Source organism: Streptomyces sp. NBC_00647 (assembly GCF_045207245.1).
Classification (GTDB): domain Bacteria; phylum Actinomycetota; class Actinomycetes; order Streptomycetales; family Streptomycetaceae; genus Streptomyces.
The window spans coordinates 8,520,313-8,544,870 of the sequence record NZ_CP109040.1 but is presented as its reverse complement, the minus strand read 5'-3'; the positions used below and the strand labels follow the sequence as shown (position 1 = coordinate 8,544,870).

The window sequence follows — 24,558 nt, the reverse complement described above, 5'->3', positions numbered from 1 at the left end:
CCCATGAACGCATCGTGAGCGATGCTGGTCCTGCGGCGCAACAGAGTTTCGCGGCCCCGCAAACAGTGGTTCCCGGTCCCGAAAGCGACTATTTGCACCCTTGTGCGAACCGCCGCGAGGGTCTTGGGTGGGACAGGTGATTGCCGGTCCGGCCCACCAGACCCCCGGGCCGGCGGCATGGTGGAATCTCAGGAGGATCCCCAACATGTCCGATTCGGTGAGTGACTGTACGGAGCGACGACGCTCCGCCGTCACCGAGGCCGAAGTGGAGGCGCTGGTCCGCGGCATCTGCTTCAAGACCGGTCCCCCTCGCTTCCTCGGTGTCGAAGTTGAATGGCTCGTTCACGAGCTGCGCAGACCGCGGCTCCCCGTACCACCTGAACGACTCGAAGCGGCGTACGCCGCACTGCGGACCCTGCCCCTGAGTTCGGCGCTCACCGTCGAACCCGGTGGACAGCTGGAGCTGAGCTCCGCTCCCGCCACCTCCCTGATGGAGTGCGTGGGGTCCGTCTCGGCCGACCTCGACGCCGTACGCGCCTGCTTGCGCGAGGCGGGTCTCGGCCTCAGTGGCTACGGCCAGGACCCCTGGAACCCCCCGAGCCGCTATCTCCGTGAGCCCAGGTACGACGCCATGGAGCGGTACCTCGACCGCGCGGGACCCGAGGGCCGCGCCATGATGTGCACGTCGGCCTCCGTCCAGGTGTGTCTGGACGCGGGATACGAGGAACCGGGCCCGCTCGGGCACGGACGCCGCTGGTGGCTGGCCCACCAGCTCGGCGCGGTCCTGGTGGCCGCGTTCGCCCATTCGCCGATGGCACGGGGACGGCACACCGGCTGGCGCTCCACACGGCAGTCGCTCTGGGCGTCCATGGACCCGGGCCGCATCGACGCGCCCGCTCTGGGCGGCGACCCCCGCGCCGCCTGGGCCCGGCATGTGCTGGACGCGCCGGTGATGTGCGTGCGGGCGCCCGAGGCACCCTGGGACGTCCCGGAGGGACTGAGCTTCCGGGACTGGACCCGGTCCGACGAGCCGCCGGACCGGGAGGACCTCGACTACCACCTGACGACGCTGTTCCCGCCGGTACGGCCGCGCGGCCATCTGGAACTCCGGATGATCGACGCGCAGCCGGGCGAGAACGGCTGGATCGTGCCGCTCGCGGTGACGGCGGCGCTCTTCGACGACCCGGAAGCGGCCGAGATCGCCTACCGCACCGTGAAGCCTCTCGCGGAGCGGGCCGGCCCGGCTCCGGCGCCCCGCAACCCGCTGTGGGAGGACGCCGCGCGGTTCGGCCTCGCCGATCCGGAGCTGCGCGAGGCCGCGGCGATCTGTTTCGCGGCGGCGTCCGAGGCACTGCCCCGGCTCGGCGCCGGCCCCGAGGTCCTCGACGCGGTGGCCGAGTTCACCGTCCGCTACGTGGCACGCGGCCGCTGCCCCGCCGACGACCTGGCCGTCGCGGCCCGGTCCCGGCACGACGGTTCGTCCGGGCGCGGCGACGGAGGCCGCTCGCAGGGTCGGTTCGACGGGAAGGACATCAACACATGACCGAGATGACCGCCACCGATGCGCTCACCGATCCGGAGTCGCTCAGGCGGCGCGCACTGGACGCGCTCACCACGGCCCGCGACCGCACCGCCCTCCTCACCTCGTGCGTGGAGGACCCCGACCTGACCGCGCAGCACTCGCCGTTGATGTCCCCGCTGGTGTGGGACCTCGCGCACATCGGCAACCAGGAGGAGCTGTGGCTGCTGCGGACGGTCGCGGGGCGTGAGGCGATGCGGCCCGAGATCGACCGGCTCTACGACGCGTTCGAGCACCCGCGTTCCGAGCGGCCGTCCCTGCCGCTGATGGCGCCCGCCGAGGCCCGGACGTACGCCGCCGAGGTGCGCGGCCGGGCGCTGGACGTGCTGGAGAGCACCGCGTTCCGGGGCACCCGGCTGACCGAGGCGGGGTTCGCCTTCGGCATGATCGCGCAGCACGAACAGCAGCACGACGAGACCATGCTGATCACCCATCAGCTCCGCACCGGGCCCGCCGCCCTCACGGCGCCGGACCCCGCGCCCGCGCCGCCGTTCACCGGGCCCGCCGAAGTCCTCGTGCCCGGCGGCCCGTTCGTGATGGGCACCTCCACCGAGCCGTGGGCGCTCGACAACGAGCGCCCCGCGCACCGGCGTACGGTTCCGTCGTTCTTCATCGACACCACTCCCGTGACGAACGCCTCGTACCAGGCCTTCATCGAGGAGGGCGGCTACGACGAGGCACGCTGGTGGACCCCCGCGGGCTGGGACCACATCCGCACGCACGGCATCGAGGCCCCGCAGTTCTGGCGACGCGAGGGCGGGCAGTGGCTGCGGCGGCGCTTCGGCGTCACCGAGGTCGTGCCGCCCGACGAGCCCGTCCTGCACGTGTGCTGGTACGAGGCCGACGCCTACACACGCTGGGCGGGGCGGCGGCTGCCCACCGAGGCCGAGTGGGAGAAGGCGGCCCGCCACGACCCGGTGTCCGGCCGTTCCACGCGCTATCCGTGGGGCGACGCCGACCCGGCCCCGGACCACGCCAACCTGGGCCAGCGCCATCTGCGCCCGGCCCCGGCGGGAAGCTACCCGGCGGGCGCGTCGCCGCTCGGCGTACGGCAGTTGATCGGCGACGTGTGGGAGTGGACGTCGAGCGATCTGGAGCCCTACCCCGGCTTCGTGGCCTTCCCCTACCGGGAGTACTCGGAGGTGTTCTTCGGCCCGGAGTACAAGGTGCTGCGCGGCGGTTCCTTCGCGGTGGACCCGGTCGCCTGCCGCGGCACCTTCCGCAACTGGGACTACCCGATCCGGCGGCAGATCTTCTCCGGGTTCCGCACGGCCCGCGACGGGGATTCCTGATGTGCCGTCATCTGGCGTACCTCGGCGACGAGGAGCGGCTCGGTGCGCTCCTCGTCGAGCCGGAGCACAGCCTGTACCGGCAGTCGTGGGCACCCCGGCGACAGCGGCACGGGACGGTCAACGCCGACGGCTTCGGGGTGGGTTGGTATGCCGAGGGAGACCCGGTGCCGGCCCGGTACCGGCGCACCGGGCCCATCTGGGGCGACCAGTCGTTCGCGGATCTGGCCCGGGTGGTCGGGACGCGGGCGCTGCTCGCGGCGGTGCGGGACGCGACCGTGGCGGGCGCGGACGGCGAGGCCGCGGCGGCGCCGTTCACCGCGGGCCCCTGGCTGTTCAGCCACAACGGAGCGGTCGCCGGGTGGCCCGACGCGCTCGCCCCGCTCGTACCGGGCCTGCCCCCGGCCGAGTTGCTGTCGTTGGAGGCCCGGTGCGACTCCGCGTTCGTCTGGGCGCTGGTGCTGCACCGGCTGCGCGCCGGTGACGAGGAGAGCCAGGCGCTGGCCGACACGGTCCTGGAGGTCGCCGAGGCGGCTCCCGGGTCCCGGCTCAACCTGCTCCTCACCAACGGCGAGACCATCACCGCGACCGCCTGGGGCGACACCCTCTGGTACCTCGCCGAGCCGGGCCGTCACACCGTCGTGGCCTCCGAGCCGCACGACGACGACCCACGCTGGCGGGAGGTCCCCGACCGCACCCTCCTCACGGCGAGCCGCACCGAGGCACTGCTCACCCCGCTCAAGGACATGAGCGACGACATGGCATCCGCACAGCGCAAGGAGCCCCGTACGTGAGTCCGTTCCTGCTGACCCGCACCCTTCCCGAGGACACCACGGACGCGGCCCTGCGCGCCGACGTCCTGCACGGCCTCGGACACCTGCCCAAGACACTGCCGCCGAAGTGGTTCTACGACGCCCACGGCAGCGAACTCTTCGAGAAGATCACCGAACTCGAGGAGTACTACCCGACACGCGCCGAACGCGAGATCCTGCTCGCGCGGGCCGGCGAGATCGCCGCGGCGAGCGGTGCGCGCACCCTCGTCGAGCTGGGTTCCGGCTCGTCGGAGAAGACCCGCCATCTGCTCGACGCCCTGCCGGAGTTGCACACCTACGTGCCCGTGGACGTCAGCGAGAGCGCCCTCACCCAGGCCGGGCACGCGCTGATCGCCGAGCGGCCGGGCCTGAACGTCCACGCGCTGATCGCCGACTTCACCGGCGGTCTCGCGCTCCCCGGCACCCCCGGGCCGCGGCTCGTGGCCTTCCTCGGCGGCACCATCGGCAATCTGCTGCCGGCCGAGCGGGCCACGTTCCTGGCGTCCGTACGGTCGCTGCTGTCCCCCGGCGACACCCTGCTGCTCGGTACCGACCTGGTCAAGGACGAGTCGGTCCTCGTCACCGCCTACGACGACGCGGCGGGGGTGACGTCGGCGTTCAACAAGAACGTGCTGACCGTGGTCGACCGTGAACTCGGCGCCGATTTCGACCTCGACGCGTTCGAGCATGTCGCGCTCTGGGACGCCGAGCACGAGTGGATCGAGATGCGGCTGCGGTCGCGCACCGCGCAGACCGTGAAGATCCCGGCCCTCGACCTGGCCGTCCACTTCGCGGAGGACGAGGAGCTGCGGACCGAGATCTCGGCGAAGTTCCGCGAGGACGGCGTCCGCGGTGAACTGGCCGCGGCGGGCTTCGGCCTGACCCACTGGTGGACGGACACGGAGGGCCGCTTCGCCCTGTCGCTGAGCGCGGCGGCGTAGCACCCGGTCCGGGCGGTCACGGCGGAGGAGCGCGGTCGGCCGGGACGGCGGCCGCGCACCCGGTGTTCGCCGTGACGTCCCGGACAGATCCTGGTGCGGGAGGGCGCGGACCCTCACCTTCGGTCGGCCTCCAGGATCTTCGTGATGCGGCTGGAGGCGCGCCGGGCCTCCGTGGCCGGGTCGGCTCCGCCGAGGATCTTCGACATGCAGTCCTTGATCGGGTTGTCGGCCTCGACGGCGGCCCACTGGGGTGAGGGCGGGGTCGCCCGGCCGTGCGCGGCGCCCGCCGCCATGGCGGCGACTCCCTCCTCACCCGATACGGCGTCGGCGAGTTTCGTCTTGTTGGGTACGTAGTTCATCGTCCGGGCCAGCTCCGTCTGCCACTTGGCGCCGACGAGGGCGGAGACGACGTCGGTGGCGCCGGCGCGGTCGTCGGTGTTCTTGGGCACCACGAGGTCGGACCCGCCGGTGAAGACCGCGCCGGGCGCCGCGGCGGTCTTGCCGGGGACCGGGAAGAAGCCCAGCTTGCCCTTGAGGTCCGGGTTCGTCCGCTCGATGGCCTGGACGAGTCCGGGCACGGCCACGATCTGGGCGACCCGCCCCTTCGCGAACACTCCCGACTGCGGCGGGTGTTCCTCGTCGGCGTCCACGGGGCCTTTGCCGAGTGCCTGAAGACGCCGGTAGAAGTCCATGCCGCGCAGGGCGGCCGGCGTCCCCAGCGAGCCCTCCCAGTGTCCGGAGCTCGACTCCTCGGCGAGGTCGCCGCCCTCGTCCCAGATGAATCCGGAGAGGGTGTACCAGTCCTGGCCGGCCAGGTAAATGCCTTGATTCCCGTCGGCGTTGAGCCGCTCGGTGTCCGTGAGCCACTGCTCGCGGGTCTTCGGAGGCTGCTTGATGCCGGCCCCGGCGAACAGGTCCTTGCGGTAGATCACGACGCGGTTGGCGGCGTACCAGGGGATGCCGAACTGGCGGGTGTCGATCCGTCCGGGTCCGGCGAGGCCCGGCAGCCAGTCGTTCATGCCCCAGTCGCGCATCGACTCCAGGGTCAGATCGCTCAGGCCGCCCCCGTCGACGTACTGCGCGACCTGGGTGTTGCCGACCTCGATGACGTCGGGCACGGCCTCGTCCTCCGCCTTGAGGGCCGCCTGGACCTTCTCGCCGATCCCGGTCCACTCCTGGATGCGGATGTCGAGCCGGAGGTCGCCGTGCCGGTCCTCGAAGTCCTCGGTGAACCGCTTGAGGAATTCCTTGGAGGCACTGTCCTTCATCAGCCACACCGTGACGGTCCGGCGCTGCGCGCCGCTGCCCGGCAGGGCGCCACAGGCGGTGAGCAGGGAGGCCGTGACGCAGACAACGGCGAGGAGGCGACGTTTCACGAGGGGTCCTGTTCTGTCTTGCGGACAGGGGCAAGGGGCCCGACATGGGGGGACGAGCCGGTCGCTCGCACGGGTGTCTGGAGTTTGGTATGGACCAATCGGCCCCGTCAAGGGCCCCCCGTCACCCGGGCCACCCCCGCCGTCTCGCGGAGCGCCACGCGGTGGGGCACCGTGGAATGACGCCTGGCACTCGCGCCACGGCGGAGAGGAGCAGCCGCATGTCCGACCACACCTACCGGGTCACCGAGATCGTCGGGACCTCCCACGAAGGCGTCGACCAGGCCATTCGCAATGGGATCACCCGGGCCTCACAGACCCTGCGCAACCTCGACTGGTTCGAGGTCACGCAGGTCAGGGGCCAGATCGAGAACGGGCAGATCGAGCACTACCAGGTCGGCCTGAAGCTCGGCTTCCGGCTGGAGGACGCCGACTGACACGACCCTCCCCCACGGGTCCCGCACCCGCCGAGAAAACCCCCTCAGGTCCGCCCCTCCCGCTCCTGCGCGTCCTTCAGTGCCGCTGACGCGGCCGCCCACCGTGCCCGTACGACCGTGAAGCCGGCCCGCTCCGCGTCCTCGCAGACGAGTTCGTCGTCGTCGACGAGGACCCGGATCTCCCGGTCGCGGGCCAGCCGGCGAAGGATCTCCAGTTTGGTGCGGCGGGCGGGCCTGCGGTCGTCGTTGCGCCGCATCCAGATGCGCCCCTCGGGCAGGCCCTGGGCGGCCAGCCAGTCCACGGTGGCCCGCCGGCACCGCTCGGGACGGCCGGTCAGATAGACCACCTCGCACTCCCGCGCGCTGTTCAGCGCCAGCGCGACACCCTCCGCGAGCGGCGGGTCCTCGGGCGCCGCGGCGAAGAACGCGTCCCAGTCCCGCGGCGTGCGCTCCAGAAACCGCTGTCGGTGCGCGGTGTCCGCGAGAGTGCCGTCCAGGTCGAACACGGCAAGTGGCCTGCTGCTCTGTTCCTTCACGCGAGCCAGCCTAGACAGCGACACCGACAGCGGCACCGACAGCGGCCCGCGTCACGGCCCGCGGCCCCGCGCGGGAACACGCTCAACTTCCGCCTCGACAGGCCCTGTTCACACCACCCAGCAAGCCCTTACCGTAATGCCTCGCACAGCATGTCGCACAGCATTCGGTATTTCGAACGGAGAGGGGCGGCGGAGGGACACCACCGCCCCGCTCTTCGGCATGCGGAGGTCCAGGTGAACCCCCCTCCCTTCATGGTGAACCCCCTCTCGCCGGCCGAGTGACCGATCCGAGGAGAGCCGCACATGACCACACCCGACACCGCGCCGCGCCCACCGCAGCCGTCCCGCCGCAGCCTGCTCCGCGCCCTGGCCGCCCTGCCCGCGGCCGCTCTCGCCCTGGGCGAGCTGCCCGGGCTGCTCGGCACCGCCGCCGCGGCACCCGCCCGCGGCTACGCCACCCGCTACACCATCGTGCCGTTCCTCAACAGCGACGACGGCACCGTCAACGTCTACGAGTCGGACGACGCGACCGACTTCCGGCTGCTGAAGGCGTCCGCGTACACGCCGCCGAGCAACCGGATCCGCGACGCCAGCGTGTTCAAGCACACCGACGGCTACTACTACGTCACCTACACCACCCACACCTGGCAGGACGTCAGCACGACCATCGGCTTCGCCCGCAGCGCCGACCGGGTCAACTGGAGCTTCCTGTACGACTACACGGTCCCGGTCACGGGCCTGTCACGTGCCTGGGCGCCCGAGTGGTTCGTGGACAGCGACGGCAGCGTCAACATCATCGTGTCCTGCTCGCTCACCAGCGACGAGTGGATCTTCACGCCCTATCTACTGAAGGCAACCAACTCGGCACTGACGGCTTGGAGTTCACCGACAGCGCTGGCCGGCATCGGCCCGAACCACATCGACACCTTCGTCGTGAAGACGGGGTCGACCTACCACGCGTTCACCAAGAACGAGACGACGAAGTACATCGAGTACGCGACCGCCTCCGCCCTCACCGGGCCGTACACGATCCGGCGGACCGGCGACTGGGCGGGCTGGGGCGGCAGCCGTGAGGGGCCGGCGCTGATCCAGCTCGACAACGGCGGATGGCGGATCTTCTTCGACGGCTACGGCGACGGCAGTTACTACTGCAGCGACAGCTACGACACGTTCGCCACCTGGAGCGCGCCGAAGAAGCTGCCGGGAATCTCCGGCACCGCACGCCACTTCACCGTGATCAAGGAGACGGTCTCCGGCGGGGCCGCCCTGGCCACCGGCGTCACCCGGTCCTTCCGGTCGGGCAACTACACCACCCGCTATTGGCAGGAGCAGTCCGCGCTGCTCAACCTCCCCGTGGTGAGCGCCTCCAGCACCGCAGCCGAGAAACAGGCGTCCACCTTCACCGTCGTGGCGGGCCTCGCCGACGCGAACGGCTGCTCCTTCCAGGACATGGCCGGCAACTATCTGCGGCACTACGACTTCCGCGGCCGTTTCGACGCGTACGACGGGACGGCGACGTTCGCCAAGGACGCCACCTTCATCGCCCGGACGGGCACGTCGAGCGGTTCCCTGCGCTTCGAGTCGTACAACTACCCGGGCTACTACCTGCGCCACTACAACTACCAGCTGCGCATGGACATCGCCGACGGCACCGCCCTCTTCCGCCAGGACAGCTCCTTCGTCCCCGTCACGGCCTGGGCCTGACCCCCGCACGATCATCGAGGAGACCGCCATGAACGACAGTCCCCTTCAGCCGTCCCGGCGCGTCGCTCTGGGGGCGATGGCGGGCCTCACCGCCGCCGTCGCCCTCGGCGCCCCGACCGCCCGCGCCGCGGCCGGAACCGCCTACGTGATGGGCTACTTCACCGAGTCCCCGAATTTCAGCGGAGCGGACTACGGCCTTCATCTGGCCGTCAGCACCGACTCCCTCCAGTGGACGCCGCTGAACCAGAACAAGCCCGTCGTGACGCCGACCGGCGGCACCGGCGGCCTGCGCGACCCCTTCGTCCTGCGCAAGCAGAACGGCACGTTCGTCGTGATCGCCACCGACCTCAAAGGCACCGACTGGAGTCTGCAGAGCCAGTACATCCACGTCTGGGACTCCGCCGACCTGCGGTCCTTCAGCGGCTACCGCCGGCTGAAGCTGCACGACATGGCCACCCACAGCTGGGCGCCCGAGGCCTACTGGGACGCGGGCCGGGGCCAGTACGGGATCATCTACTCCGCCGTCGACTCCAGCGGCCACAACGTCATCATGGTCAACTACACGACCGACTTCGTGACGGCGTCGGCGGCGCAGGTCTTCTTCGACCCCGGCTACGACGTCATCGACGGCGATCTCGCCGTGGGCGTCGGCGGCGTCAACTACCTGTACTTCAAGAAGGACCAGACCCTGGTGGGCGCCAGGTCGTCGTCCCTGAACCCCGGCAGCTTCACCGTGTTCAGCACTCCGGTCGCGCACGGCGGCACCGAGGCCCCGATCCTCGTCAAGTCCCCGTCCACAGCGACGTGGTTCCTCTGGGGAGACACCTACACGCCGAACGGCGTCTTCTACGCCTGGCAGTCCGCCGACCTCGCGAGCGGCACCTGGACCCCGGTCGACCAGCGGCTCTACACACAGCCGCTCAACTCCAAGCACGGGAGCATCCAGCCGATCACCACAACGGAGTACGACAGCCTCCTCGCCAAGTGGGGCGCCCCCGCCTGGAACCGGCTCAAGTCCTACAACTATCCGGCGCGTTACGTCCGGCACTCCAACTACGCCGCCCGGATCGACGAGTACCCCTTCGAACCGTACGCGGACGCGCAGTGGACGCTGGTGCCGGGACTCGCCGACACGGCGGGCGTCTCGTTCCGCTCGGTCAACTACCCGACGCGCTACCTGCGGCACAGCAACTACCAGATGGCGCTCGCCGTCGACGACGGGACCACGACCTTCGCGCAGGACGCCACCTTCCACCGGACGGCGGGTCTGGCCGACACGTCGTGGTCGTCCTTCCGCTCCTACAACCACCCGGACCGCTACCTCAGGCACGCGGACTACGTGCTGCGCATCGATCCGATCTCCACCTCCACCGACAAGGCCGACGCCACCTTCTCGGTCGGCTTCTGACGCCCCTTCGTCCTCAGGAGACACCCCCATGTCCCCGCTCCGCAGACTTCTCGCCGGTGCCGCGGCGGCAGCCGCCGCACTCGGCGGACTCACCGCGGCCGCGCCTCCCGCCGCTGCCGCCGACTCGGGCACCTTCAGCGTGCTCACCTACAACGTCGCCGGACTGCCCGACGGCATCTCCAGCGCGCCGACACCCCGTGGGTCCAGCACCACGACGATCGGCGGGCGCATCTCCCCCTACGACATCGTCCATGTCGAGGAGGACTTCAACTACCACGCGAACCTGTACGCGGCCGACGCCGCGCACCCCTACCGCACCCCCACCAGCGGCGGCGCCGGCATCGGCAGCGGCCTCAACTCCCTGTCGAAGATCCCCTACGACACCGACGACTTCGAGCGGGTCGGCTGGAACGCCTGCCAGCTCGACTCCGGCGACTGCCTCACCCCCAAGGGCTTCACCTTCATGCGGGAACGGCTCGCGGAGGGCGTCTACGTCGACTTCTACAACGTGCACACCAACGCGGGCACCAGCGACGGCGATCTCGCCGCCCGCGCCGACAACCTCGACCAGCTGACCGCCTTCATCGGCACGCACTCGGCGGGCAACGCCATCGTCGTCATGGGTGACACGAACACCCGCTACACCCGCTCCGGCGACACCATCGCGGAGTTCGCCGCGGCCAACGGTCTGACGGACGCCTGGGTCCGGCTCGTCCGCGGCGGCACCCCACCGGCCAAGGGAAGCGACGCGCTGGTCTGCGACCAGACCGGCGCCACCGTGCCCAACACCTGCGAGGTCGTCGACAAGATCCTGTACCGCGGCAGCAAGCTCGTCACGCTCGACGCCACCGGCTACGACAACGAGCACGCGCGCTTCCTGACCACCGACGGTCTGATGCTCTCCGACCACGACCCGATATCCGCCGCGTTCAGCTGGTCACGGAACGCGGACTTCCAGCTCAGTGACCAGTTCGGCGGGCCGCACGGCGACCACTTCAACGACATCGCCAAGGTGCCGGCCGGCGCCCGCCCGACCACGGTCTCACTGAGCAGCGGCGCGCGGGTCGACCGGATGGGGCTGACCCTGAGCGACGGCACCACGCTCGCGCACGGCGGTACGGGCGGCATCGCCGCCTCGCTGACCCTGGGCAGCGGTGAGTACATCACCTCCGTCCAGCTGTGCCAGGGCGTGAAGGACGGTCACACCCGGATCTTCTCCGCGAGGTTCACCACAAACCTCGGCCGCGCCCTCGCCGGGGGCACGACGACGCCGGACTGCGTGACCCGCACCGCGCCGACCGGCGGGCAGATCGCCGGCTTCCACGGCCGCGCGGGGACCGAGGTCGACAAGATCGGCGTCATCTACACCCGGCGCTGACCGGACGCCTCCGAACCCGTCCCCGCCGATCGTCCGGACCCGGCGGGGACGGGCCTGACGTACAACTCGCCGAGGGACAAGACGACTTGACGGACCGGGATGGATCACGACACGCGGTCACCCGGCGCGCGGGCGGCCTGTCTGATCCGGCCGATCGCGAGGGCCGTACCCCGGGCGACCGCGATGGCGGCCACAGGCCGCGACGGACGACCTGAGCCGGCAGACCGCGGGCCCGATCGTCAGGAGGCGTCGGACAGCCAGGGCCTGACCTTTCTGCGCGCCTCGTACAGACGGGACTTGAGCGTGCCGAGCGGCACCCCGAGACGCTCGGCGACCTCCGCGTACTCCAGCCGGCAGATGTCGCGGTAGACCAACGGTGCCACCAGGTGCGGATGTTCGCGCTCCAGCCGTTCCAGCGCCTCCAGGAGGTCGATCCGGGAACCCGCGATGACGCTCGTGGTGCGCGGATCGACGTACCGGCCGGCGTCGATGTCCTCCGGCCGCTCCGCCGCCCGCCGCTTCAACTCGCGGTACTTCTGCCGGGCGCAGTTGGCGACCACCGTGTGGAGCCAGGTGCTGAAGCGGCTGCGGCCCTCGAACGTGGCGATCTTCCGGGCCACTTGGAGCAGGACGTCCTGGGCCGCCTCCTCGGCGTCCTCGCGGCAGGGCAGGAAACGTCCGCACCGCCGCACGACCTCGGGCCGGATCCGCTGGAGCAGCTCGTCGAGTGCCGCCCCGTCACCGGCTGCCGCCCGCAGGGCGAACTCCTCGGTCTCGGCGGGTTCCTGCACCGGGCGCTCCCCTCGGTGTCGATCAGAGGCCAGGCATGATAGTCGCATGGACTCCCTGGAGCGGATCGGCCGCTACCGTCTGGAGCGGCGACTGGGCGCCGGTGGTTTCGGCGTGGTCTGGCTCGCCCACGACGACGTCCTCGACGCGAGCGTCGCGGTCAAGGTGCTCTCCGAGAACTGGATCGACCGACTGGACATCCGGGAGCGGTTCCTCTCCGAGGCCCGGCTGCTGCGCAAGGCCGATTCGAACCGGGTCGCGCAGGTCTACGACATCGGTGAACTCCCCGACGGCAGGCCCTACTTCGTCATGGAGTACGCCGACGGCGGCACCCTCGCCGACCGGATCGAGGCCGGACCGCTGCCCGTCGCCGAGGCGCTGCGCCTGACGGCACGGGCGGCCCGGGGCGCGGCCGCGCTGCACGAGGCCGGGATCGTGCACCGCGACATCAAGCCGTCCAACGTGCTGCTGCGCACCTCGCCCGGCGGAGCCGACCGGGTGCTGCTGGCCGACCTCGGACTGGCCAAGAGCCTGGCTCAGGCCTCCGGCCTCACCATGGCGGCGGGTTCGGCCGGCTACACCCCGCCCGAACAGGCCCGGCCCGGCTCCGGGATCGACGCGCGGGCCGATGTGTACAGCCTGGGCGCCCTCGGCCACCACCTCGTCACCGGCTCGGTGCCGGGCCCGCCGGGCAAGGTCGAACGGGCCGACCGGCTCCGTGCGGACGTCGGCCCGGACGTCCGGCGGGCGCTGCTGCGCGCCATGGAACCCGACCGGGAGCGGCGCTGGCCGACCGCGGCCGCCTTCGCCGCGGAGCTCGACCGGCTCGCCGAGGAGGCCTCGGACGGGGGCGTGCCCCGGTCCCGGCGCCGTCGGCGCACCGCGCTGTCGGTACTGGCCGGCGTCGTCGTGGCCTGCGCGGTCGTCGCCACCACCCTGCTGGTGACCCGGGACCCCGCTGCGAGGACCCTCCGGGTCGAGGACGGCACCGGCCGGGTCACGGTGGAGGTGCCGGCCTCCTGGGGCGGGCAGCTGCGCGACTCCGGATGGAATCCGGGGACGCTGGGCCTCGAGGACGGCACGGAACCCGGTCTCGCCGTCGCCGATCACCTGGCGCGCTGGCAGGACCTCGGTTCCGGCGTCGACGGCGCTTTCGTCGGACTCAGCGAACACGGCGACGTGACCGGCGCGGTCCGCGTGATCGCGCACGCCGGATGCCACTACGCCGGCAGCCGCGGCTACTCCGGTGCGCGCTGGCGCGGGCTGATCCGGGCCTGGGACGGCTGCCCGGGCCGGACCGGGTCCCTGACCGAAGCGGCGCTCACTCCGGCGGGCGGCGCCGGACAGCCTCAGGTCTACGTCCAGATCCGCCAGGAGAGCGGCGACGACGACACGGCCGACGGCGTCATCGGCTCCCTACGCGTCAAGGCCTGATCCTGGGCGGGCGCACCCGGCGGAATTCGTCGGCCGGTGCGGCGAACTTTTCGGTCCCGGGGCGCATCGGAGAGTGGTGACGGGGCACAACGCGCCGTGCGCACGTGCGAGGAGCCCGTGCGGAGAGACCCAAGGAGTGCACATGTCGACCTTCCGGCGCGCGGTGGCGGACACGGACCGGCCCGACGAGGTGTCCGCGCACCTCACCTCACCCGCCGAGCACCGCGGTTCACCGGCAGCCCGGCGGGCCGCGCTGCTCGCGGCTGCCGCGTTGCTGAGCCTGCTCACCGCCTGCGGCAACGACACCCCGAACAGCTCGCCGCGGAACCTTCCCGGCACGGCCCAACCGGCTTCCGGGGACACGAGCGCGAGCGCCCGTTCCACCGGACCGTCCGGCCCGGCGGCGAGCGCTCCGTCGAAGGAGACGGGATCGGGAACGGGCGCGGCCTCGGAATCCGCCTCGGCCCCGGCCTCCGCGGGGAACGCCGCGGCAGGCCGCCGCTGCCACACCTCGGAGCTGCGCGCCTCGGTCGGCGGCAACGACCCGGGAGCGGGGCAGGAGAACTTCCCCATCGTCCTGACCAACCGCTCCGGGCGCACCTGCACCGTGCGGGGCTACCCCGGCGCGGCGTTCGTCGACGCGTCCGGCAAGCAGCTCGGCCCCGACCCGCGGCGGTCCTCGGGCACGCCGACGACGGTCGAGCTGGCACCCGGGCGGAGCGCGTGGTCGGGCCTGACCTTCTCCAACCCGGAGATCAGCGGGGCCCGTACGGCAACGCCCGCCTCCCTGATCGTCACGCCGCCCGACGAGAGGGACTCCCTCACGGTGAAGTGGACGCAGGGCGAGGTGCCCGTCTCCGGCAACTCGTCGTCGGTCTCCCTGACGGTCGTCCGCGCCGGGAACGGCACCTGAAGTCCGGCTCGCGAGACGCCCCTCAGCTGCGCCGCCGGCTTCGGGCGCCGCGCCCCGCGGACACCACGACGGCCCGACGGCTCGACGGCTCGACGGCTCGACGGCTCGACGGCTCGACGGGAGAAGGCACGGGACCGCCGAGCGCACCGGGTCACCTGGTCACCTGGTCACCTGCGGCCTCCCTGGCCTCCGCCGCCGGTGATGTCTCCGGCACCGGAGCCCGTGCCGTAGCCGCCGTCCCGGTCCGAGCCGTCACCCCCGTCCCAGTGACAGGAGTCGTAGGAGGAGGAACAGGAGTCGTCCCCCGGCGCGGCCGACTGCGTGGCCTGCTCCGGAGTGGACGGTGTCACGGCGGGCGTCCGGGTCGCGGCGGGTACCGGTGCCGTCGAGGACGTGGACTCCGGGGTGGAGGAGGCCGTCGCGCCACCGTGCGAGGAGTCCCAGTTGACGACTTCCAGCTGGAGCGAGGGCGACGGGGTCTCGAGCGTCCAGCGCTGGGCCGGCTCGACCTTGCGGAGTTTGAGGACGAGTGCCGACTCGCCCTTCGCCGCCGCGGGAGCGAGGGCCAGGTCCTGGTTCCAGCGCGGCACCAGCATGCCCTGGAGGGTGAAGTCGTAGCGGACGTTCTTGGCGCCGGCCCCCGACGTGCCGGGACAGGAGGCGAGTTGGACGGAGTAGCCCAGGTGCGCGTCGAGACACAGGTCGGGGTGGGCGGCGTCGCGCAGCAGCCCGTCCGCCGTGTACGACCATTCCATCGCCGACTCCGAGGTGCACGAGGTGAGCCGGGTCTCCACGCCCTTCACGGGCTTCTTCCCGGCGATGCCGACGCACAGCCCGGTCGCGGCGTTGCGCAGCCGGCCGCGCACGGTGCCGTCCGCCTGCTTGTCGGTCCCGACCCAGGACGGGTTCGTACCCGGACTCGGCTTTCCCGAGGTGGCGTTTCCGTCGGCCGTCCCGCTCCCGCCGTCGGAACCCGAATCGGCCGCCCACAGGACCAGCGGGACCAGGATCAGTGCGCCGAGGGTCAGCACCGCGAGGGCGACATTGCGGCGGTGCGGGGCGCGCCGGGGGGCCTTGTGCGGCGCGGCCCTGCGGGACGAGCGCCTGCCCGTGCCGGACAGCGGCGCGGCTCGACGGGAGGGGCGGGCGCCTCCTTCGGGCGTGGATTCGCCCGGGCGGGCCGGGGCTGCCGGGTGCCGCGCGGTCGCGTCATGGGCCGGGGACGGGGAATCGCCGGCGGGCGGAGCGTTCGGCGGTGTGCGCGGGGGAAGGCCGGGCGGGCGTACGGCGTCGGTCTCGGGCCGGAACTCGACGATCGGGTCGGCCTCGGCGGCCCGCCCGCTCCCGGCGCCGGCCGCTCCCCCCGCGCCCTCGGCGCCCCCGCCGGTCCCCGGCGCTTCGGCCGCCTCCGCGCGCGCCTGCCGTGAAGCCACATAGGCGGGCGCTCCCCAGCCGAGGACGGCCTCGGCGAGCGGGACGGCGAGGACGCCGTTGAACTGGTTCAACTGGTCGGCGGCGGCACGGCAGTGGCCGCATCGGGACATGTGGCGCCGCAGGTCCGGGTCGAGATCGACGCCGCCGCGCCGGAAGGAGACGTCGAGCATCCGGTGGTAGCGGCGGCACTCCTCGCTCGGGGCGAGTTCACGGTGGATCTCGAGGCACCCCTCGCGCAGGCGTTCCCTGGCCCGATCCCGTTCGACGACCGCTTCGTCCGGCGAGAGGCCCAACAGAGCTGCGGGGAGCTCCAGTTGCTCGCCCTCGATCTCCCCGTGCCACAGCAGGCAGCGGGCCGGTTCGGGCAGCCGCTGGAAGGCCCGGGACAGCAGGCGCCTGCCCTCCGGCGGCAGCAGCCGCGCGGCAGCCCGGTCCTCGCGGTCCGCGTCGGCGAGGAGTTCGGGGTCGAGCAGTTCGCGCCGCTGGTCCATGAGCCACTCGGAGGCTATGCGGCGGACGGTGACGAGCAGTTGGGGCCGCCACGCGGCGCTCGGCCCGCCCTGATGCAGCGAATCACCGAACAGGCGCGTGAATGAGGCGGTGGTGAGCATTCCGGCGGGACGTACGCCGTCGGTGCACAGCCGCGCGTAAGAGAACACCGCTTCCCAGTGGCGGTCCAGGAGTTCCCCGACGGGATAGTTCGCGGGTGTGCCTCCCGGGCTCTTCCTCAGCTCGGCGGCGAGCCGCTCATCCGAAACCTCGAACAAGCGGCCGGGGTCAGACGAATGAGACAGCGTTCCGTCATTCACGTCCGCTTTCCTCCCAAAGGTAGCGTGGCAATTAGTCCATACCAATGGGTATGTAGACCGCCCGACAGAGTCGGGAGGTCTACCCATGGGGGGTCACGCCGCGAACGACCACCTCTGACGGCCCGTCGGGGCGAGGAGGGAACGGGCGCGCCGTAAGCGCGCAGAAGGAAGCCACTATTGTCTGCACGCCGACAACGCCCACCTTTGCACAGGGCGGCGAGCCGGAACAAGCGATCCCGGATTTTCTCCGAATTACGCCGCGGCCCAGGATATTGACCAAATGTCAGTCACCCTCGACCAATAGGAATTCGGAAACCCGAGGGCTCTGCCATCCGTCCCGAACTCTCCACAATGGGAGCGCTCTCACGCGCTCATCCGAGCACCATTCCGCACGATATTCCGGTCCTTCGCGCGTCGCCCCTCTCCGCGGTCCGTGCCGGGTGCCACGAAACTGCCACCGACGCGCCGGCCGTCGTGACCCGATGGGGGTGACGGCGGGCGCGGTGAGGGCGGGCGGGGCGTCAGTGACCGCTGATCGCGCGGGGCGTGTACGGCTGTTCCAGCGCCTCGGTCTCCTTGTCCGTGAGCACCACGTCGAGCGCGGCGACCGCGTCGTCGATGTGCGGCGCTCTGGTGGCGCCGACGACGGGCGCGGTCACCGTGCTCTGCCGCAGCAGCCAGGCGAGCGCGATCCTGGCGCGCGGCACCTCGCGCTCGGCGGCGATGCGCGCGACCGCGTCGACGATCTCGCGGTCGCCGTCCTGGTACAGGTTCCGGCCGAACGCGTCGTTGCGGCTGCGTGCGGTGGCCGTGTCCCAGTCGCGGGTGAGCCGGCCGCGGGCCAGCGGGCTCCACGGCAGGACGCCGACACCCTGGTCGGCGCAGAGCGGCAGCATCTCGCGCTCCTCCTCGCGGTAGAGGAGGTTGTAGTGGTTCTGCATGGAGACGAACCTGGTCCAGCCGTGCAGCGTGGCGGTGTACTGGGCCTTGGAGAACTCCCAGGCGTACATCGAACTCGCCCCGATGTAGCGGGCCTTGCCCGCCTTGACCACGTCGTGCAGGGCCTCCATCGTCTCCTCGACGGGGGTGACGCGGTCGAAGCGGTGGATCTGGTAGAGGTCGACGTAGTCGGTGCCGAGGCGGCGCAGGCTGTTGTCGATCTCCGTCATGATCGCCTTGCGGGACAGACCACGGCCGTTGGGCCCCTCGTGCATCGCGCCGTGGACCTTGCTGGCGATGACGATCTCGTCGCGGCGCGCGGACTCCGCGAGCACCCGGCCGACGATCTCCTCACTGGTGCCGTCGGAGTACACGTTCGCGGTGTCGAAGAAGGTGATCCCGGCCTCCAGGGCCTGGCGGATCAACGGACGCGAGGCCTCCTCGTCGAGGGTCCATTCGTGGACGCCTCGGTCGGGCAGGCCGAAACTCATGCAGCCCAGGCAGATCCGGGAGACGTCCAGACCCGTCGAACCGAGCTTCACGTACTCCATGCTCACTCCTGCTCTCGTGCCGGTGGGGAGGGGAGTTCCGAGGACAGATCCCTGCCCGCCGCGAGGGCCCCGCAGCCCTACTCCACGGGGGCTTCCACGTCGTCGTACACGCGCGCCGACGCGATCAGGCCATCGCCTCCCCGGGCACAGACGGTGAGCCCCGGCTGCGGCGGCAGCTCGGTGTCGCCCCAGCGGTCGCAGATGTACTCGAACGCGCTGCGGATGCCGTCCTCGGTCACGGTGCACAGCTTGAGCGGGATGCCGCCGCCCGCGGAGAAGTAGGACTCGTAGAGCTCGGTCAGCTCCTTGGTCCCGACGCGCCGGCAGGCGTCGCCGGACGGCCCGCGGAAGGTGCCGTCCGGCGCGAAGGCCGCGACGACGGCCGCGGTGTCCCCCGCGTCGACGGCGGCCTTGTAGGCGCCCACCACGTCGGAGGCGTGCGCCCTCGGGTCCGGCCGCAGCATCGGGCGGCGGACGACATGCCGGCCGAGCAGCGGCCGGCGGGAGTGGTGGATCCGCACCGGCAGCGGGGAGGCGGGATCCACGGCGGCGGCCACCGGCAGCCCGGTGCGCTCGCCGTCGGGGCCCTCCAGGTGCACGACCCACTCACCGACGGCCCGCCCGTCACCGAACGTGGTCGCGACCTCCTCGATGTCCACCTTCCGCTCCGCGCGCCAGCTGTCCTGCACGGCCAGCCAGGCGGCCAGGACCCCGACACCGCTGATCCGGCCCGCCTCCGGGTCGTCGAGGGCGACGGGTACGGTGGCGGACGCCGGGTCGCGCAGCGCGTCGGCGAGCTCGGCGGCGCCGAGCCGGTCGACGAGGTCGGGGATCTGCGGGATCCAGACCATGGGGACTCCTGGGCCGTGCGGAGTGGTCGTCTTCGATCGTGGGCCCGTACCGGCCCGGGCGCGACCTCAGCGGGCGGGACGGTGACGCACCCCCCGCCGCGCGTTCCGCGTTCCGCACACCTCCAGCCCGGCCGTCGGCGCAGCGCGATGTCCGAATCCCGCCGGACGGAATGTCGCGAGGGGAGCACTGTTGAGGGTGAACACGGAAGACGACCTTGGAGAGGAACCGGCCCGATGACGGTCTACACGACGATGGACAGCCCGCTCGGCCGGCTGCTGCTGGTGGGCGAGGAGTCGGCCACCGCGAAGGGCGGCACAGCGCTCGCCGCCCTGTCCGTGCCCGGCCAGAAGCAGGGCTCGGTCGTCCAGGACGAGTGGCGCGAGGACGCGGACGCCTTCCGGGAGATCGTGTCCCAGCTGCGCTCGTACTTCGACGGCCGGCTGACCGCCTTCGACATCGAGTACGTGACGCGCGGCAGCGACTTCCAGCGGCGCGTCTGGAAGGCCCTGGAGGCCATCCCGTACGGCACCACGCTCAGCTACGGCGAGATCGCCGCGCGGATCGGCGCGTCGAGGGCCGCGGTCCGTGCCGTCGGTACGGCGATCGGGGCGAACCCGCTGCTCGTCGTGCGCCCCTGCCACCGCGTGATCGGCGCGAGCGGCGCGCTCACCGGCTATGCCGGGGGCCTGGAGCGCAAGCGGCAGCTCCTGGACCTGGAGAACGTGCCGTCCTGACCGGCGTGAGCGCCTTGCCCGCTCCGGGCACCTGACGGATCATGGACGGCGCGGGTCGACCGGCGGCGCGACACCGAGACGACAGGTATCAGTTCTCCGGAGCGGTCATGCAGAGCGAGCAGCGTCACGACACCCCGCGGGAGCCGGGCCCACGTCCGTGGTCCGTGCGCCTCTCGGTGCTGGACCGCTCCCGCACGCGCGACGGGCACGAGTCCGCCGAGGCCCTGCGCGACACGGTGGAGCTGGCGCGCGCGGTGGAACGGCTCGGATATCACCGGTTCTGGGTCGCGGAACACCACGGCGTCCCCGGTGTCGCCGGGTCCGCGCCCACCGTGCTGGCCGCCGCGGTCGCCGCCGCCACCCGGACGATCCGGGTCGGCACCGGCGGCGTGATGCTCCCGAACCATCGGCCCCTCGTCGTGGCCGAGCAGTTCGGCGTCCTGGAGTCCCTGTTCCCCGGACGGATCGACATGGGTCTGGGCCGCTCCGTCGGCTTCACCGACGGGGTCCGCAGGGCGCTCGGCCGGGACAAGGACGCCGCCGGGTCCGCGGGCTACGCGGCGCAGCTGGACGAGCTGCTCGGCTGGTTCCGCGGCACCTCCCCGACCGGGGTGCACGCGCGCCCGTCCGAGGGCCTGACCGTTCCGCCGTTCGTGCTGGCCCTCGGCGAGGGTGCCGCGATCGCCGCGCGGGCGGGACTCCCCCTGGTCATCGGGGACCTCAGGAACCGGGAGAAGACGCGGCACGGCATCGACCGGTACCGCGAGGCCTTCCGCCCCTCGGTCTGGGCGTCGGAGCCCTACGTCGTCGTCTCCGGCACGGTCGCGGTGGCCCCGAGCCCGGAAGAGGCACGCCGGCTGCTGCTCCCCGAGGCGTGGTTGATGGCGTACGCCCGCACCCACGGCACGTTCCCGCCGCTGCCGCCCGCCGAGCGGGTCGAGGCCCTGACCATGACCGCCAGGGAGCGCGGCTTCTACGAGTCCGGTCTGACCGGCCACATCGCCGGCACCGAGGACCAGGTGGCCGACGAACTGCGGACGCTCGTCGAGGAGACCGGCGCCCAGGAGCTGCTGATCACCACCAGCACCTACGACCGGACCGCCCTCCTGGACTCCTACCGCCGCCTCGCCCGGGTCGCGGGTCTGGTCGCGACCTAGAATCGTGGGGTTTGCCCCGTGCCCCACCGGCGCCCGGGCCCGGGCCCGCCGGCTCGCGGTACCGGGCCGCGCTCAGGAGTCCCGCCGATGCCCAGCCCCGACGGCCGCCCCCACGACCCCTACGTCCGCGTCCGCGGTGCGCGGGAGCACAATCTGCGGGGTGTGGACGTCGACATCCCCCGGGACGTCCTCGTCGTGTTCACCGGTGTTTCGGGGTCCGGGAAGTCGTCGCTGGCCTTCGGGACGATCTACGCGGAGGCGCAGCGGCGGTACTTCGAGTCGGTCGCCCCGTACGCGCGGCGGCTGATCCATCAGGTGGGGGCTCCGAAGGTCGCGGAGATCACCGGGCTGCCGCCGGCGGTGTCCCTCCAGCAGCGGAGGTCGGCTCCGACCTCGCGCTCGTCCGTGGGCACGGTCACCAATCTGTCCAACTCGCTGCGGATGCTGTTCTCGAGGGCGGGTGAGTACCCGGCCGGCGCCGAGCGGCTGGACTCGGACGCGTTCTCGCCGAACACCGCGGCCGGGGCGTGCCCCGAGTGCCACGGTCTCGGTCAAGTGCACCGGACGACGGAGGAGTTGCTCGTCCCCGATCCCTCGCTGTCGATCCGCGAGGGCGCGATCGCCGCCTGGCCGGGGGCGTGGCAGGGCAAGAACCTGCGGGACATCCTCGACACGCTCGGGTACGACGTGGACCGGCCCTGGCGCGAGCTGTCCGCCGAGGAGCGGGAGTGGATCCTGTTCACGGACGAGCAGCCGGTGGTCACCGTGCATCCGGTGCGCGAGGCCGAACGCATCCAACGCCCGTACCAGGGCACGTACATGAGTGCGCGCCGTTATGTCATGAAGACGTTCTCCGACACCAAGAGCGCCACCCTGCGGGCGAAGGCGGAGCGGTTCCTCTCCGCTGCTCCCTGTCCGCTGTGCGGCGGCAGCAGGCTGCGGCGCGAGGCGCTGGCGGTGACGTTCGCGGGGCGGAGCATCGCCGAACTGGCCGCGCTGCCGCTGGTCGAACTCGCGAAGTCCCTCACGGGCGACTCCGAGACCGCCCGTGTCCTGACCGAGGACCTCACGTCCCGTATCGCGCCCGTCGTCGAACTCGGGCTCGGCTACCTCAGCCTCGACCGGGCGACCCCCACCCTGTCGGCCGGGGAACTCCAACGGCTGCGTCTGGCGACACAGTTGCGCTCCGGGCTCTTCGGCGTGGTGTACGTCCTCGACGAGCCGTCCGCCGGACTGCACCCGGCGGACACGGAGGCTCTGCTCACCGTGCTGGAGCGGTTGAAGGCGGCGGGCAACTCGGTGTTCGTCGTGGAGCACCACTTCGATGTCGTACGCGGCGCGGACTGGCTGGTCGACGTGGGCCCGCACGCCGGGGAGCACGGCGGGCGCGTCCTGCACAGCGGCCCGGTCGCCGCGCTCGAGGACGTACCGGAGTCCGCGACGGCGCGCTTCCTCTTCGACCGCTCCCCCGCCCCGGCCCGCCCGGTGCGCCCGCCTCGCGGCCGGGTGACGGTCGGCCCGGTGAACCGGCACAATCTGCGCGGCGTCACCGCCGAGTTCCCGCTCGGTGTGTTCACCGCGGTCACCGGGGTCTCCGGCTCCGGGAAGTCCACGCTGATCGGCGAGGTGACGGAGGAGCTGGCGGGCGTCGGCCGGCTGGTCGGTGTCGATCAGAAGCCCATCGGTCGTACCCCCCGGTCCAATCTGGCCACGTACACAGGGCTGTTCGACGTGGTGCGCAAGGTGTTCGCCGCGACGGAGGAGGCCACGGCGCGCGGCTACGGCGTGGGGCGGTTCTCCTTCAACGTCGCCGGAGGGCGCTGCGAGACCTGTCAGGGCGAGGGCTTCGTCAGTGTGGAGCTGCTGTTCCTGCCCAGTACCTACGCCCCGTGCCCGGACTGCGGCGGCGCGCGCTACAACCCCCAGACCCTCGAAGTGACGTACCGGGGACGGAACATCGCGCAGGTGCTGGATCTGACGGTCGAGGCGGCGGCGCGGTTCTTCGCCGAGACGGACACCCCGGCCGTCACGCGCAGCCTCGCCACGCTGCTCGACGTGGGCCTCGGCTATCTGCGACTCGGCCAGCCCGCGACGGAGTTGTCGGGCGGCGAGGCCCAGCGCATCAAGCTGGCGAGCGAGTTGCAGCGGGTTCGCCGGGGGCACACCTTCTATCTGCTCGACGAACCGACGACGGGACTGCACCCGGCCGATGTCGAGGTGCTGATGCGGCAGTTGCACGGTCTGGTGGACGCCGGGCACACCGTCGTGGTGGTGGAGCACGACATGACGGTCGTCGCGGGTGCCGACTGGGTGATCGATCTGGGTCCCGGCGGGGGCGAGGAGGGCGGTCGCGTCGTCGCCGCCGGGCCGCCCGCGCGGGTGGCGACAGCGGCCGGCAGAACGGCGCCCTACCTCACCCGCGCGCTCGGGCGGCTCCGGTGACGGACCTGTCCGGTGGCACGGCCCTCGGACGTGAGGGGTGTGCGCCGGAGGGCGAGCCGGCGGGCGCGGTCCCGCGGATCTACGGTGCGCCGCGGAAGGGAAGCGAGGCGGCACCGCCCCGGGCCTCAAGGGTGCGCCTCGGAACGTGATCCGGTGCGGCGCTCACCCCCCTGTGCCGCTTCGGCCAGGGCGCGTCGGTCCGTGTGGGCGGCCGGCGTGAGTGCGGGACGCAGGGTGACCTCGGCCACCAGGCCGCGCGCCGACACCACCCGCCACAGCGAGGCGAGCAGCGCGTCCTCGCCGACGAAGGCGGGCGCGGTGCTCGCCGCGCCGCCGGCGAGCCGGTAGTGGATGCGCACCGGCTGGACCGACACTCCGGCGTCCAGCGCGGCCTGGAAGACGGCCCGGCGGTAGCGCCCCTGGGCGCGCCCGCACCAGGTACTGCCCTCGGGGAAGACGGCGACGGCCGAGCCGCCGCGCAGGGTCTCGGCGATCCGCTCGACCGTGCCGGGCAGGGCCCGGAGCCGGTCGCGGTCGATGAAGAGGGTGCCGCCACAGGCCGCCAGCGGCCCCGCGACGGGCCAGCCGCGCACCTCCGTCTTGGCGACCATCCGCGCCGGGCGGACGGCGGCGAGCAGCGGGATGTCCAGCCACGAGATGTGGTTGGCCACGATCAGCAGTCCGCCGGTGGGCCGGGCCGCTCCGGTGATCCGCGTGCGGACCCCGGCGGTACGCACCACGGCGAGGCACCAGCGGCGGATCGACCGGTCGCGCGTCTCCGCCCGCATCCGGCCCACCAGCGGAATCAGGCAGACGCCGAGGACGACCACGAGCAGGAGCGCGGCCAGCCGCAGGACAGCACGTGGCACGCCCGTCCAGGTCCGTGGGGACTCCACGCAGCCGCGCGGTGAGCAGGGCGCGGTGGGCAGCCAGGCACTGACCCGCGGGGCGGGACGGCCGGCGAGTGGCCGCCGTGGCGCGGGGACGGCTCCGGGGAGCACCCCCGTTCCCGGCCGTCCGCCGGCCCGGGGGCGGCGGACGGTCACG

The 24,558-nt window shown here is 72.2% G+C and carries 20 protein-coding genes; 13 read left to right on the top strand and 7 right to left on the bottom strand.

Annotated features, from left to right (window positions below; translation table 11 throughout):
* Window positions 1-205 precede the first annotated feature (205 nt).
* The 4 genes from egtA to egtD are packed head-to-tail and all read left to right on the top strand — an operon-like array spanning window position 206 to window position 4,621.
* Entirely contained in the window at window positions 206-1,543 is a 1,338-nt protein-coding gene (gene egtA, locus OG788_RS37450) for an ergothioneine biosynthesis glutamate--cysteine ligase EgtA (protein ID WP_406375429.1), read from the top strand.
* Window positions 1,540-2,871, top strand: a complete 1,332-nt coding sequence (gene egtB, locus OG788_RS37445) for an ergothioneine biosynthesis protein EgtB (protein ID WP_406375428.1) — start codon at window positions 1,540-1,542, stop codon at window positions 2,869-2,871. Before egtA ends, egtB begins: the two co-directional genes overlap by 4 nt.
* Window positions 2,871-3,662, top strand: coding sequence for an ergothioneine biosynthesis protein EgtC (gene egtC / locus OG788_RS37440; protein ID WP_406375427.1), 792 nt, complete (start codon window positions 2,871-2,873; stop codon window positions 3,660-3,662). Before egtB ends, egtC begins: the two co-directional genes overlap by 1 nt.
* The gene (gene egtD, locus OG788_RS37435; RefSeq protein ID WP_406375426.1) at window positions 3,659-4,621 is read left to right on the top strand and encodes an L-histidine N(alpha)-methyltransferase; all 963 of its coding nucleotides are present in this window, start codon (window positions 3,659-3,661) and stop codon (window positions 4,619-4,621) included. The genes egtC and egtD overlap by 4 nt, the downstream gene beginning before the upstream one ends.
* Before the next feature lie 113 nt (window positions 4,622-4,734).
* Here the strand turns inward: egtD and OG788_RS37430 are convergent, their stop codons facing one another.
* Window positions 4,735-5,997 (bottom strand): extracellular solute-binding protein, encoded by a 1,263-nt coding sequence (locus OG788_RS37430; RefSeq protein WP_406375425.1) that lies wholly within the window; start codon window positions 5,995-5,997, stop codon window positions 4,735-4,737.
* A gap of 218 nt (window positions 5,998-6,215) precedes the next feature.
* Between OG788_RS37430 and OG788_RS37425 the strand changes: the two genes are divergently transcribed.
* Window positions 6,216-6,431, top strand: coding sequence for a dodecin (locus OG788_RS37425; RefSeq protein WP_266764246.1), 216 nt, complete (start codon window positions 6,216-6,218; stop codon window positions 6,429-6,431).
* Between the two features lie 44 nt (window positions 6,432-6,475).
* On the opposite strand, the gene OG788_RS37420 is transcribed toward OG788_RS37425, so the two are convergent.
* Complete coding sequence (locus OG788_RS37420; RefSeq protein WP_351553386.1) at window positions 6,476-6,967, bottom strand: hypothetical protein; 492 nt, start codon at window positions 6,965-6,967, stop codon at window positions 6,476-6,478.
* Between the two features lie 303 nt (window positions 6,968-7,270).
* Here OG788_RS37420 and OG788_RS37415 point away from each other — a divergent pair, with 303 nt between their 5' ends.
* The 3 genes from OG788_RS37415 to OG788_RS37405 are packed head-to-tail and all read left to right on the top strand — an operon-like array spanning window position 7,271 to window position 11,457.
* On the top strand, window positions 7,271-8,671 hold the full coding sequence (locus OG788_RS37415) for a glycoside hydrolase family 43 protein (RefSeq protein WP_406375424.1): 1,401 nt from the start codon (window positions 7,271-7,273) through the stop codon (window positions 8,669-8,671).
* 28 nt (window positions 8,672-8,699) lie between these two features.
* Complete coding sequence (locus OG788_RS37410) at window positions 8,700-10,079, top strand: glycoside hydrolase family 43 protein (RefSeq protein ID WP_406375423.1); 1,380 nt, start codon at window positions 8,700-8,702, stop codon at window positions 10,077-10,079.
* Window positions 10,080-10,107: 28 nt separating this feature from the next.
* A complete protein-coding gene (locus OG788_RS37405) occupies window positions 10,108-11,457 on the top strand; it encodes a jacalin-like lectin (protein WP_406375422.1) in 1,350 nt (449 codons plus the stop codon).
* 239 nt (window positions 11,458-11,696) lie between these two features.
* Here OG788_RS37405 and OG788_RS37400 read toward each other — a convergent pair whose 3' ends face one another.
* A complete protein-coding gene (locus OG788_RS37400) occupies window positions 11,697-12,248 on the bottom strand; it encodes an RNA polymerase sigma factor (protein WP_406375421.1) in 552 nt (183 codons plus the stop codon).
* A 46-nt stretch (window positions 12,249-12,294) separates the two neighbouring features.
* On the opposite strand from OG788_RS37400, the gene OG788_RS37395 reads away from it, so the two are divergent.
* Together OG788_RS37395 and OG788_RS37390 are read left to right on the top strand one after the other, a co-directional pair.
* Complete coding sequence (locus OG788_RS37395) at window positions 12,295-13,680, top strand: serine/threonine-protein kinase (RefSeq protein WP_406375420.1); 1,386 nt, start codon at window positions 12,295-12,297, stop codon at window positions 13,678-13,680.
* A gap of 142 nt (window positions 13,681-13,822) precedes the next feature.
* Complete coding sequence (locus OG788_RS37390) at window positions 13,823-14,593, top strand: DUF4232 domain-containing protein (protein ID WP_406375419.1); 771 nt, start codon at window positions 13,823-13,825, stop codon at window positions 14,591-14,593.
* A 167-nt stretch (window positions 14,594-14,760) separates the two neighbouring features.
* On the opposite strand, the gene OG788_RS37385 is transcribed toward OG788_RS37390, so the two are convergent.
* The 3 genes from OG788_RS37385 to OG788_RS37375 form a co-directional block, all read right to left on the bottom strand.
* Window positions 14,761-16,794 carry a ricin-type beta-trefoil lectin domain protein gene (locus OG788_RS37385; RefSeq protein ID WP_406375418.1) on the bottom strand — a complete coding sequence of 678 codons (2,034 nt, stop codon included), beginning with the start codon at window positions 16,792-16,794 and terminating at the stop codon, window positions 14,761-14,763.
* Between the two features lie 563 nt (window positions 16,795-17,357).
* On the bottom strand, window positions 17,358-18,326 hold the full coding sequence (locus OG788_RS37380) for an aldo/keto reductase (protein ID WP_406375417.1): 969 nt from the start codon (window positions 18,324-18,326) through the stop codon (window positions 17,358-17,360).
* A 77-nt stretch (window positions 18,327-18,403) separates the two neighbouring features.
* The gene (locus OG788_RS37375) at window positions 18,404-19,177 is read right to left on the bottom strand and encodes a nuclear transport factor 2 family protein (RefSeq protein WP_406375416.1); all 774 of its coding nucleotides are present in this window, start codon (window positions 19,175-19,177) and stop codon (window positions 18,404-18,406) included.
* A 234-nt stretch (window positions 19,178-19,411) separates the two neighbouring features.
* Between OG788_RS37375 and OG788_RS37370 the strand changes: the two genes are divergently transcribed.
* The 3 genes from OG788_RS37370 to OG788_RS37360 all read left to right on the top strand — a co-directional run bounded on the left by OG788_RS37370 (window position 19,412) and on the right by OG788_RS37360 (window position 23,511).
* Window positions 19,412-19,912, top strand: a complete 501-nt coding sequence (locus tag OG788_RS37370; protein WP_406375415.1) for a methylated-DNA--[protein]-cysteine S-methyltransferase — start codon at window positions 19,412-19,414, stop codon at window positions 19,910-19,912.
* 107 nt (window positions 19,913-20,019) lie between these two features.
* Window positions 20,020-21,069, top strand: a complete 1,050-nt coding sequence (locus OG788_RS37365) for an LLM class flavin-dependent oxidoreductase (RefSeq protein WP_406375414.1) — start codon at window positions 20,020-20,022, stop codon at window positions 21,067-21,069.
* A gap of 87 nt (window positions 21,070-21,156) precedes the next feature.
* Window positions 21,157-23,511 carry an ATP-binding cassette domain-containing protein gene (locus OG788_RS37360; RefSeq protein WP_406375413.1) on the top strand — a complete coding sequence of 785 codons (2,355 nt, stop codon included), beginning with the start codon at window positions 21,157-21,159 and terminating at the stop codon, window positions 23,509-23,511.
* 125 nt (window positions 23,512-23,636) lie between these two features.
* On the opposite strand, the gene OG788_RS37355 is transcribed toward OG788_RS37360, so the two are convergent.
* Entirely contained in the window at window positions 23,637-24,512 is an 876-nt protein-coding gene (locus OG788_RS37355; RefSeq protein ID WP_406376950.1) for a lysophospholipid acyltransferase family protein, read from the bottom strand.
* Between the last annotated feature and the right edge of the window lie 46 nt (window positions 24,513-24,558).